This is a genomic window from Mesorhizobium sp. M4B.F.Ca.ET.089.01.1.1 (assembly GCF_004022605.1).
In the GTDB taxonomy this organism is placed as follows: Bacteria; Pseudomonadota; Alphaproteobacteria; order Rhizobiales; family Rhizobiaceae; genus Mesorhizobium; species Mesorhizobium abyssinicae.
This window is the reverse complement of the sequence record NZ_RZOS01000690.1, coordinates 1-2,101: the sequence shown is the minus strand read 5'-3', so window position 1 is coordinate 2,101 and position 2,101 is coordinate 1. Positions and strand designations below refer to the sequence as shown.

The window sequence follows — 2,101 nt, the reverse complement described above, 5'->3', positions numbered from 1 at the left end:
GTGCCACACCACTCCTCGTCGCCTATCGGGCTTTCGAAGAAGTTCGGGCTGAGTGATGCGGCAAGGTTGGCATGGAACAGCTTCACACGACCATCGAACGACGCTTCAACGCTTTGGGCCAGATTCTCGAACAGATGCGCGTAGCGCTCGCCGAGTTGAGATCTAAGCTGGCGCAACGTGCCGATGAGACTGCCGTCGGCGCGTTCGATGAGCATCACCAGATCGTCTTTGTTCCATTTGACGTCCAGCCATCGGATCAGGTGCGACTTACCGGCGCCCGGCTCGCCCTCAACGATACAGAAGCCATAGCGCGTTTCCGGGTTCGACAAATCGGCGAGCAGGGCCTCGTCGGTTGGCTCCATGCTATCCCCGGTCGTGGTCGAAATCTGAAAATCGCGGATCGGCTGATGGACGGCGAGGAACTCTGCTTCATTGTTGGCCAGTGCTACGGATCGAAGCACCGCATGCGCGCGATCTTCCGTCCAGCAAGCTCCGTGCATCGCCTCAGACATGGACCGCCTCCATCTGCAGGCTTACCGTCTTAATGCTTTTGACCGCATGCGGCTCCTGCGTCAGCGCATAAGTCTGCTTGGCGTCGCCTATGGGATCGAGTGTCACGCGTTTGTCGTCATGAAGGTCGCGCAGCGCGCCACTCAAGACGCGCGACAGCTTGCGCTCAAGCGGCGCAAGGCGAGCCAGCTCCGCTGAAGCTTTGAATAGTCGGCCGCCGTCAAGGTAGGGCATCCGCTCAGCCACCATGGCCATGAACGGCTCAATTTCCACGAGGCCCGGTGCCGCCTTTTGTGCACGGAGTCGCGCGAACTCACGTTCAAGCCGTTGGACGGGGTAGGGGGTAGAGATCGCCTTTGGGCATCGGCAGCCCAAGCCCGAGGAAGATCATCCAGCGCTTCCAGGGCGAGGATTTCGTCGCGTTGAAACGCTTGTTGCTCTCGCCATCATCATCGCCCGTGCCATGGCGGACGGCATTGTTGATCCGCTGAGCGCGATCCTTTGCATTGACCTCCAGCCAACCGGTGTTTTGCTCCGCCTCGGTCAGGACGACCATGGCCGCATAGGCTTCCAGAACGATCGAATCTGCATGGTCCCACTCGAGCCCGATCAGCCGATCGTGAACCGCATCGGCGAACCCTTCGAGTGAAGCCGGGACGGGGCCGGAAAGCCGGTACTGATTCTGGGCGGGGTTATCAATCATGCCGAGACTGTTTGCCGCGCCGATCAGTTGCCGGATGTTAATGTGCTCGCTCTCCGAACCGCGTAGCTCAACACCGCGCATGGTGGGCTTGAGCCATGTCACGATGCTGTCAAAGCTGAGCTGCCCGCCTTGGGCGTCGAGCAGGCGGAGGAGCGCATGAATGCGTTGCGGAGAATAGTTGGTGTCGCTCAACAAGCTCATCGGTACGACATTTCCTTGGCAACGCCATTTAATGCGGCCTCAGCGATCGGCGCGCTGCTCGAGAGGATATTGGCGATCGGCTTTCCTCGTACCATGATGTGCGAAGCTGCGACGATAACAAGGCGTTGCTCAGGGTTGAGCTTGCTCCACGCCTCCACGCGATCGACCAGGCGATCGACGCGGCTCGAATCCTGGATGATGAGCGCTGTTGGCATCAATGCTGGCCGCCAATCGCCCAATATGTCGTCATGGCTGCTGACCAATCCGTAGGCGCAACTAGTAGCGACGAGCCGCTCTGCGAACCTGTCGGCGTGATTGGCGGGCACGATGAACTGCTCGATGCCTGCGTCGACCAGGCCTTCGATTAGTCCCGCTCCGATCGTTCCGTCATCGCTGGCGGGTTGGAGTATTGAAATGCCGGGCCGGAGGCCGCTCTGCCCATGTGCTTTTGGCCATCGCCGATCGAGACCTTCGAAGCGGATCTCAGAGATCTTGGGCGGATGGATATTGTGTCGTCTGCAATAGGCGCAGCGACCACAGGGCGGAACGAGTGGATTGCCTGCTTCGACCAGTTCGAAGACGGCGGCCAAGACGCAAGTTTCGGGTTTGAAGATCGCCGCTTTGAACTGGTCGAGGTCGGCAAGCGCCGCGGCGCGTTCTCCCGCACGCAACGCACTGATCCGGTCC

At 60.2% G+C, this 2,101-nt stretch carries 4 protein-coding genes; all 4 read right to left on the bottom strand.

Annotated elements, in window-relative coordinates; all coding sequences use genetic code 11:
• A partial coding sequence (locus EN780_RS32745; RefSeq protein WP_133372828.1) for an ATP-binding protein occupies positions 1 to 512 on the bottom strand: 512 nt, incomplete at its 3' end.
• Positions 505 to 783, bottom strand: coding sequence for a hypothetical protein (locus tag EN780_RS32740; protein WP_128276338.1), 279 nt, complete (start codon positions 781 to 783; stop codon positions 505 to 507). The genes EN780_RS32740 and EN780_RS32745, both read right to left, overlap by 8 nt.
• A gap of 46 nt (positions 784 to 829) precedes the next feature.
• Positions 830 to 1,405, bottom strand: coding sequence for a hypothetical protein (locus EN780_RS32735; RefSeq protein WP_128276337.1), 576 nt, complete (start codon positions 1,403 to 1,405; stop codon positions 830 to 832).
• Positions 1,406 to 1,410: 5 nt separating this feature from the next.
• Positions 1,411 to 2,101, bottom strand: a 691-nt coding sequence (locus tag EN780_RS39110; protein WP_189556934.1) for a hypothetical protein, incomplete at its 5' end; no start/stop codon positions are given.